The sequence below is a fragment of the Promicromonospora sp. NPDC060204 genome (assembly GCF_042728455.1).
GTDB lineage: Bacteria > Actinomycetota > Actinomycetes > Actinomycetales > Cellulomonadaceae > Promicromonospora.
Genome location: NZ_JBHWZO010000266.1, coordinates 1 through 8360, shown reverse-complemented (window position 1 = coordinate 8360; position 8360 = coordinate 1). Strand labels below are relative to the sequence as shown.

8 protein-coding genes are annotated in these 8360 nt (G+C 74.2%); 1 reads left to right on the top strand and 7 read right to left on the bottom strand.

What is annotated here, in order from left to right; genetic code table 11:
• Window positions 1-69 precede the first annotated feature (69 nt).
• From ACFWEJ_RS24390 to ACFWEJ_RS24380, 3 genes are all read right to left on the bottom strand, one after another.
• Window positions 70-420 (bottom strand): L-rhamnose mutarotase, encoded by a 351-nt coding sequence (locus ACFWEJ_RS24390; RefSeq protein WP_377231772.1) that lies wholly within the window; start codon window positions 418-420, stop codon window positions 70-72.
• A 60-nt stretch (window positions 421-480) separates the two neighbouring features.
• A complete protein-coding gene (locus ACFWEJ_RS24385; protein WP_377231771.1) occupies window positions 481-1053 on the bottom strand; it encodes an NUDIX domain-containing protein in 573 nt (190 codons plus the stop codon).
• Window positions 1054-1154: 101 nt separating this feature from the next.
• Window positions 1155-2147 carry a cupin domain-containing protein gene (locus tag ACFWEJ_RS24380; RefSeq protein ID WP_377231770.1) on the bottom strand — a complete coding sequence of 331 codons (993 nt, stop codon included), beginning with the start codon at window positions 2145-2147 and terminating at the stop codon, window positions 1155-1157.
• 80 nt (window positions 2148-2227) lie between these two features.
• Between ACFWEJ_RS24380 and ACFWEJ_RS24375 the strand changes: the two genes are divergently transcribed.
• A complete protein-coding gene (locus ACFWEJ_RS24375; protein ID WP_377231769.1) occupies window positions 2228-3103 on the top strand; it encodes an NAD(P)H-binding protein in 876 nt (291 codons plus the stop codon).
• Window positions 3104-3143: 40 nt separating this feature from the next.
• Here the strand turns inward: ACFWEJ_RS24375 and ACFWEJ_RS24370 are convergent, their stop codons facing one another.
• The 4 genes from ACFWEJ_RS24370 to ACFWEJ_RS24355 form a co-directional block, all read right to left on the bottom strand.
• On the bottom strand, window positions 3144-3923 hold the full coding sequence (locus tag ACFWEJ_RS24370) for a DUF899 family protein (RefSeq protein WP_377231768.1): 780 nt from the start codon (window positions 3921-3923) through the stop codon (window positions 3144-3146).
• An 85-nt stretch (window positions 3924-4008) separates the two neighbouring features.
• On the bottom strand, window positions 4009-5772 hold the full coding sequence (locus ACFWEJ_RS24365; protein WP_377231767.1) for an ABC transporter transmembrane domain-containing protein: 1764 nt from the start codon (window positions 5770-5772) through the stop codon (window positions 4009-4011).
• A 26-nt stretch (window positions 5773-5798) separates the two neighbouring features.
• Complete coding sequence (locus tag ACFWEJ_RS24360; protein WP_377231766.1) at window positions 5799-7577, bottom strand: ABC transporter ATP-binding protein; 1779 nt, start codon at window positions 7575-7577, stop codon at window positions 5799-5801.
• Between the two features lie 179 nt (window positions 7578-7756).
• Window positions 7757-8360, bottom strand: a 604-nt coding sequence (locus ACFWEJ_RS24355) for a GntR family transcriptional regulator (RefSeq protein WP_377231765.1), incomplete at its 5' end; no start/stop codon positions are given.

Below are 8360 nucleotides of genomic sequence, written 5' to 3'. Positions count from 1 at the left end.
TGGGTAACGGAGACGTAGCACTGCTACCTCTCCGTTACCCACCCCCAGGGATAACGTCTCCCCCGGACCTCAGGCGAGGTGCCAGACCTCCTGCATGTCGCGCCAGCCCTCGCCCGGCGCGGCGTCCTTGCCGAACGCCGTCTGGCACGGGTCGGTGTGCGTCCACCACTCCTGCGTCACCGGATCCTCCGCGATCCGCGCCATGTCGGCCGCGTGGTCGTCGCCGGTGTACTCGTAGTAGGCGAACAGCGTGTCCTCCAGCATGAAGATCGTGTAGTTGTGCACGTTGCAGGCCTGGAGCGTCGCCTCGACCTGCGGCCAGACGGCGGCGTGCAGGCGCAGGTACTCCTCGCGCTTCTCGGGGACCACGTCGACCACGAGACCGTGCCGCTCGACCTGCCGTTCTACCTGTCGGTTCACGGGTCGGCACGGTACCAGGTACGTCCGACGACGCGGCTGGTCAGCGGCCGAGACGGACGGTCAGAGGCCGATGGTGACCGGCTCGTCGGGCAGCGCGTCCGACCGTTCGGCGGCGAGCAGCGTGGCGAGCAGGGACGGCAGGTCGCGGGGCCCGAAGAACTCGCCGTCGCCCGGGGCGTCCAGGTCGGCGCGCGACCACCACCGCGCGTCGACGATCCCCTCGGTGTCCGGATGCCCCGGCGTGCCCGGCGCGAGGCCCGACGACGGGTCGAAGGCCTCGGTGCGCACGAGGTAGAAGTCCTCGTGCACGCCCCTGAAGTCGGACCGGGCGAAGCCCGGGTACTCGACCTGGCGGGTCCACACCGGCGCGAGCGGCCCGGCGGGCACGACGAGCCCGACCTCCTCGAAGAGCTCGCGGCGCAGCGCCTCCTCGACGGTCTCCCCGGCCTCGACCCCGCCGCCCGGCCCGATCCAGACGGTGCCCTCCTCGATCGCGTGCGCGACGAGCAGGATGCGGTCGTCGGCGTCGAGGACGAGGCCTCGGCACTGCCGGCGCAGCGGTCGCGACGGGTCAGGAAGCAGAGGGTCAGGAAGCGAAAAATCAGGCAGCGGAGGGTTCGGGAGCGTGGGCATCCGGGGACCGTATCGCGGGGCACCGGGCGCGGCCAGGTCATTCCGGGCTCCGCGCGCCAGGGGCGGCCCAGCCGGTCGGCGTCCGCCAGACCCGTGCGGCCTCAGCCCCGGCCCACCGTCCGATCCGTTGTCCCCGCCGCCGCCCCGATCAGCCTCGGACCCTCCGCGAGGCGACGCCGGTACGCGGCCGGGCTGACGTCGAACGCGCGCGTGAACGCGGTGCTCAGCGCGAACCCGCTGGAGTACCCGACGCGCTGGGCCACGGCGTCGAGCGTGAGCGAGCGGTCGACGAGGAGGTCGCGCGCGAGGGCGAGCCGCCAGCTCGTCAGGTACCGCAGCGGCGGTGTGCCGACGCGCTCGGTGAACCGCGCGGCGAGGGTCGCGCGGGAGACGGCGGCCCGCCGGGCGAGGTCGGCGACGGTCCAGGCGCGCTCGGGCTCGGCGTGCATCGCCCGGAGCGCCGCGCTCACCACGGGGTCGCCGACGCCGCCCAGCCAGCTCGGCCGGGTCGGCGGATGCGCGGCGGTCCAGGCGCGGATCGACTCGATGGTCACCACGTCGACCAGGCGGTCGAGCACCACGCTCTGGCCGAGGTCGTCGCGCGCGATCTCCCGCGCCAGGTGACCGACGAGCGCCGGGTCCAGCGCACCCGCCTCGACCACGGCGGCGTCGGGCAGCACCTCGGTGACGAACCGGCCCACGCTGCCGACGTCGGCGTAGGAGGCGACGATCATCCGGTCCGGGCCGTCGGCGTCGTTGCCCCAGTGCCGCAGCCCGTGCGCGAGGGCCAGGTCGAGCGGGGCGCCGTCCGGCGTGACGCAGCGCTGGCCGGGTTCGATGATCGCGACCGTCGCGCTGCCCGCGGCGTCGGCCACCCGGTAGGGCAGCGGGCCGCGGACCAGCGCGACGTCCCCCGTGCGCAGCTCGTGCACGACGCCGCCGGCCTCCAGCAGGCCGCCGCCCGAGGTGACGATCACGACCGTGAGCGCGGCCTCGTCCTCGACCCGCACCGCCCAGGGCGCGCGCATCGACATCAGGAGCGTGAAGGCGCCCTCGGCGTGCGGGTGCGCGAGGAGCTGCGACAGCGGGTCCATCCCCCAACACTAGACGCTGGGACATGGGTTGTGGATTCTCAGCTATTCAGAATCCAGGCGCCCGACGCTTCGATAGGCCTATGGCCACCTCAGAGAACACAACACAGACCACCACGACCACCGCGCCGATCCTCGTCACCGGCGGCACCGGACGCACCGGCCGCCGCGTCGCCGACCGGCTCCGCGCCCAGGGCCACCCGGTCCGCATCACCTCGCGCTCGGCCGCCGCTCCCACGACGGTCCCCTTCGACTGGCACGACGACGCCGGCTGGGACGCCGCGCTGGACGGCACCTCCGCCGTCTACGTCTGCTACTCCCCCGACCTCGCCCTGCCCGGCGCCGACGCGGTGATCGACGCGTTCACCGCGCGCGCCGTCCGGCACGGCGTCGAGCGCATCGTCCTGCTCTCCGGCCGAGGCGAGGACGCTGCGCGGGCCTGCGAGGACCTCGCGCTCGCCGCCTCGGCCGCCACGACCGTGGTGCGCTGCTCCTGGTTCCAGGAGAACTTCAGCGAGCACTTCCTGCTCGACGGCGTGCTCGCCGGCCGCATCGCCGTCCCGGCCGACCAGGTGCGCGAGCCGTTCGTCAGCCTGGAGGACGTCGCCGATGTCGCCACCCTCGCGCTCACGAGCGACAAGCACGCCGGCGAGGTCCTGGAGCTGACCGGCCCCGAGGCCCTGACCTTCACGGAGGTCGCGCACGTGCTGAGCGCGGCAACGGGCCGGACGGTCGAGCATGTGCCGCTCACGCCCGCCGACTTCGTCGCCGAGCTCACCGCCGCGGGCGTGCACCCCGAGGAGGCCGAGGGTCTCGCCTGGCTCTTCCAGGAGGTGCTCGACGGGCGCAACACGGCGACCACGGACACGGTCGAGCGCGTGCTCGGCCGGCCCGCGACGTCGTTCGACGCCTTTGCGCGCCGGGCCGCGGCGGCCGGCGCCTGGGCGCTCCCCGCCTGAGGCCGACACGGCTGGGGGCCGGGCGGGGCGAGGACGACCGTCAGTGGTGGTGCCCGTGCCCGTCGGCGGGCACCACCGGCGTCGCCCCGGGCCGGGTCCACTGCGGCGTGGGCCGGCTCGTCGGCCCCCAGGTGGGCTCGCCGTCCGCGTCGGTGGCCCAGTACCAGCACGAGGTGTGACCCGCGGGCCAGCCGTCGGGCACGTCCTCCCAGGTCTCGCCGCGACCGTACGGCGTCATGTCGAGAAGGCCGAAGATCCCGGCGGCCGGCTCGTTGCCGCGGCCCGTGGTCCGGTAGGTGAGGTAGACGCGGTCGCCGTCGCGCAGGAAGGAGGCGATGTGGCCCATGTCGACGCCGAGGGGCGCGGGCAGGTCGCGCACCGAGTACCAGGGCTCGGTGTAGCCCATGAACTCCACGAACGGCGCGACCTCGGCCCAGGGCCCCTCAGTCAGCATCGCGAAGGACACGCCGCGCGCGCGGAGGTACGGGGCGGACTGCTGGATGTGCCAGGAGTTCATGGTGCAACCGGGGCACTGCCCGCTGATCGGGTCGCCGTCGTGCCACATGTGCTGGTAGACCACGAGCTCGTCGCGCCCCTGGAACAGGTCGGCGAACGGCACCGGGCCGTCGGCCCCGGTGACCGGGACGGTGCCGTCGAGCTCGAACATCGGCAGCCGGCGGCGGGCGGCCGCGAGCGCGTCGCCCGCGCGGGTGTGCGCCTTCTCCAGGGCCAGGAGCTCGTCGCGGGCGGCCTGCCAGGCGTCCCGGTCGACGACGGGCGGACGGGCGGGAGCGCTGGTCGTGACGGGCGTCTCGGTCATGGTGTCCTCCGGGGGATGCGGGCCGGGCGCCGCGGACGGGCGCCCGGGAGTACCGACGACGGCGGAGGCACGGACTCATCGCCCGTCACTGCCGGTCGAGGTCGATCACCTGCGTGGCGTACTCCCGCAGCAGCGGCCGGTTGGAGACGACGACCAGCACCCCGTCGCGGCTGCGCTCCACGACCCGCTGCACCAGCAGCCGCTCGGTCTCCACGTCCAGCGACGCGGACAGGTCGTCGATGACCCGGACCGCCGCCGGGTGCGCGAGCATCCGCGCCGCCGCGAGCCGGTGGAGCTGCCCGCCGGAGAGCCGGTGCCCGCTGGGCCCCACCTCCGTGTCGGCTCCGTCGGTGAGGTGCGGCAGGTCGCGCGAGAGCGTGCTGGCCTCCAGCGCCGCGTCGAGGTCGGCGCGCGGCCGGTCGAGCAGCACGTTCTCGTGGAGCGTGCCGCTGAACACGTGCGGCACCTGCGGCGTGTAGCCCGCCAGCGGCGGCGTGAACGCCTCGCCCGGGCCGCGCTGCTCGCCGAGGATCGTCACCGTCCCGGCCGACCTGGGGAGCAGCCCGAGCAGCGTCCGCACGAGCGTCGTCTTGCCCGAGCCGACCTGCCCCGTGATCAGCACGATGTCACCCGCCACAGCCGTGAGGCTGACGCCCGAGAAGCAGGGCGTGCCGTTCGGGTGCACGTAGGCCAGGTCGTCGACGACGAGCACCGGCGCGGCCCGCCCTGCGTCGCCGGACGGCGCGGCCCGCCCTGCGCCGTCGGACACCACGCCGTCGGGTACCACGCCGTCGGGTACCACGCCGTCGGCCACCGGGGTGACGACGGCGCGCGCCGCGCCGCTGGGCGTGAGCTCCGCGAGGCGGCCCCGGGTCACGGAGAAGCGCTGGTACCGGCTGACGAAGTTGCCGATCGCCGCGACCAGCGTGCCGAGGTTGCCGAGCGTGTAGACGAACAGCGCGAAGTCGCCGACCAGGAAGGTGCCGTCCTGGATGCCGTCCGCGACGACCACCATCACCAGCGCGGAGCCCAGCAGCGTCACGAACCCCTGGGTCGAGGCGAGGACGCCGCCGAACACGCCGTCGCGCACCGCGGCCCGACGTCGGGTCGCGTTGAGCTCCCGCACCCGGCCGCCGATCGCGGCCGCGGCGCCGGAGATCTTGATCGTCTCGATCCCGGCGAAGCACTCCCGCAGGAAGGCGGACACGCTGCTGGCGGCCGCGAGGTTGACGGCCCTCAGCCGCTTGATCTCCTTGCTCACCACGAACGCGATCACCGCGAGCGCCAGCGTGGGCAGCACGGCCAGCACCGTGACCCGGACGTCGATGACGAACAGCACGGCGAGCGAGCCGCCGCTGAGCACAAGCGCCGAGGTGACGAGCTGGAAGCCGCGCTTGCCGAGCACCTCGGCCACCTCGACCGTGTCCCCGCGGAACCGGGTGAGCACGTCGCCGGCGGGCACCTTGAGCGGCAGCGCGGCGGGCCGGGCGAACATCTGCCGGAGCAGGGTGGTGCGCACGTCGGTGTAGACGCGGTACCGGAAGACGGTGTCGACGGCCATCCACGCGGCGGCGCCGAGCGCGTTGGCGACCTTGAAGCCCACGTAGGCGAGTAGCGGCGCCAGCGGTACGCCCCAGAGGGCGTCGCTGCCGGGGAGCTGGTTGAGGAAGTCCCGCAGCGCGAGGCCGGGCACCAGGGCGCAGAGGAAGAAGACGATCCCGACCAGGACGTCGCCCACGAAGAGCCAGAGGTGACGCCGCGTGACGTGCACGAGGATCCCGAGCCGGCCCAGGTCCCGACGTGGTCGCTGCCCGGTCGCATGGCCGCCCGTCATACCGTCGCCCGGCATACCGTCGCCCTTCATACCGCCGCCCGTCATACCGTCGCCGCCCGGAGCAGCGCGGCGAAGCGGGACTTGCCGTCGGCCAGGAGCTCGGCGCGCGGGCCGTACTCGACGACCCGGCCGTGGTCGACCACGAGGATGCGGTCGACGCGCTCGAGCGTGCTCAGCCGGTGCGCGATGACGAGCGACGTGCGGCTGCGCACCAGCGGGGCGAGCGCGCGGTCGAGGCGTTCCTCGGTGGTCGGGTCGAGCCGGGCCGATGCCTCGTCCAGGACGAGCACCGCCGGGTCGCGCAGCAGGGTGCGCGCCATCGTGAGCAGCTGCGCCTGCCCGGCCGACAGGCTGTGCTCGGTGATCTGCGTGTCCAGACCCTGCTCGAACTCCGCGAGCCACGGCCCGAGGCCGAGCTCGCCGAGCACGGCGAGGATCCGCTCGTCGGCGACGTCGGGGTCCAGCAGCGCGATGTTGTCGCGCACCGACGCGTCCAGCACGAACACGTCCTGGCTGACGAGCGCGACGTGCTCCCGGACCGACCGCAGGCTCAGGTCCTCGACGGAGCGGCCGCCCAGGCACACCGTGCCGGCGTCGGGCCGGGCCAGCCCGACGAGCAGCCGCGCGATCGTCGACTTGCCGCTCCCCGTGTGCCCCACGACGCCCACGCTGGTCCCGGCGGGCACCGCGAAGCTCACGTCCCGCAGCACGGGGTGGCCCGGGGTGTAGCCGAAGGTCACGCCGGAGAGCTCGACGCTCAGGGGCTCGCGCAGGGAATCGTCCAAGGGGTCGCCCAGGGGTTCGCCCGGCGTGCCGCTCGTGCCGAGCAGGGCGCCGCCGCCCTCCGGCTCGACGTCGACCGCGAGCAGCTCCCGCGTGCGCTGCACGCCCGCCATGGCCCGCTGGTAGTCCTGGAGCTGTGTGGACAGGTTGATGAGCGGCTCCTGGATCTGCTGCGCGAACGCGAAGATCAGGTAGACCGTGCCGATCGTCATCGCGCCCGTGCCGAACCGCCAGCCGCCGAGCGCCATCGCCAGGGCGGTGACGACGGCCGTGAACACCGAGGCGGAGGCCCACACCAGGCTGCTCCCGACGAGCGCCGCGCGCAGGTCCCCGCGCAGCAGCGCGGAGTTCAGGGTCTCGTAGCGGCGCAGCGTGTGCCCGACGGCGCCGAAGGCCTTGAGGTCCTCCAGGCCGGAGATGCGCTCCTCGACGAAGCCCATGAACCGGCCCACCGCCGCGCGGTACCCGACGTGCGCCCCGCGGCCCAGCACCGCAATGCGCCGCAGCAGCACCACGCCGAGCACCAGGCAGACCAGGAACAGCAGGCCGATGCGCCACTCCACGGCGAACATGGCCACGACCACCCCCACCACGAGCAGCGCCTCACCGGCCACGGCGACCACGAAGCGGGAGAAGAGGTTGCTCAGCAGCCCGATGTCGCCGTCGACCCGCTCGACCATCTCCCCCGGCGTGGTGCGGTGGTGGAACGCGACGGGCAGCCGGAGGCAGTGGTCGAGCACGTGCTCCCGGAGCCGGTTGGTCGACCGCCAGGCCACGGACTCCGCGAGGCCCGCCTCCACCGCCTGCAGCGCGAACCGCACGATCCCGATCAGCAGGAACAGGCCCACCAGGTGCACCGCCGGCCCAACACCCGCAGGCCCAACACCCGCATACCCGGTCACGCTGTCGATGAAGGCCCGCACGACGAACGGGCTGGCCAGGCCGCACGCCGTGCCCGCGAGGAGCACCACCCCGAGCAGCACGGTCCGACGTCGCTCGCGTCGCAGGTAGGACCACAGAAATCCCCAGTCACGCATGACCCATGAGCCTCACTCCGTCGGGCGCCCACCTCTGCCTGCCAACTTGCCTGCCAGCCCGTCTGCAACCTGCCTGCATCTCCGCCGGAACCATCACAAACCGGCTGGTACAACGTGGACGCTACCAAACGGCGCATCGAGGAGGGAACCTCGCGCCGAGGGTGTGACCGGAGCCCTGCTCAGGCGGTCGGTTCCGCCCGGCGCTCGGCCGCCGCAGACCGGCTCGTGCGCAGGTGCTCGCGGGCCAGCCGCGCGGCAGCCTCTGCGTCCCGGTCGCGGACGGCATCCAGCAGCGCCCGGTGCTCGTCGGCGATGCCCGCCAGGTCGGAGTGCTGGGCCAGGAGCCAGCGCACCCTGCTGGCGGTGACGGCGTGCAGCTCGGCGAGTACCGGGTTGCCCGCCGCCGCGACGACCGCCTCGTGGACGTCCGCCGCCGCCCGCCGCGCCGCCGGGGCGTCACCGCGCCGTGCGGCGGCGTCCTCGCGCTCCCAAGCCTCGGTCAGCGCCGCGAGCTGCTCCGCGGTGCGCCGCTGCGCGGCGAGCCGGAACTGCGTGGGGTCGGTCGCCTCGCGCACCTCCTGCAGGTGCGCGACGTCGGCGTCGGTGAACTCCCGCACGACGGCCCAGGTCCGCGGGCGCGGCGTGACCAGACCCTCCCCGACGAGCGCCCGCAGGGCATCACGCACCGGGATCCGGCTCACGCCCAGCTCCGCGGCGAGGTCGCGCTCCACCAGCCGGCTGCCCGGCGCGCGCGTGCCGTCCACGATCTGCTCGCGGACGGCA